The organism is Methylobacterium sp. D54C, assembly GCF_053345595.1.
The window spans coordinates 1-254 of sequence record NZ_JBKFAK010000296.1 but is presented as its reverse complement, the minus strand read 5'-3'; the positions used below and the strand labels follow the sequence as shown (position 1 = coordinate 254).

1 protein-coding gene is annotated in these 254 nt (G+C 64.2%); it reads right to left on the bottom strand.

What is annotated here, in order from left to right; all coding sequences use genetic code 11:
- A partial coding sequence (locus tag ACLBYB_RS33605) for an IS3 family transposase (protein WP_447701466.1) occupies positions 1 to 254 on the bottom strand: 254 nt, incomplete at both ends.

Here is a 254-nt window from a genome sequence, read left to right as displayed (position 1 = left end):
CTCGCGGCGCCAGATGCGCTGAACCCGGTCCTTGCCCACCTGCCAGCCGTCTGCTTGCAGCAGCGCGGTGACACGACGGTAGCCATAGCGCCCGTACTCGGAGGCCAGGGCAACGATGGCTCGGGTCTGGACTTGCTCCGCAAAAGTGGAGAGCTCTTTTCCTGAAGGAGGAGGGTTCCGATGGCAGACCGGAAGCAAACCTTTACCCCTGAGTTTCGTGCTGAGGCGGTGCGATTGGCGCAGACGAGCGGGCG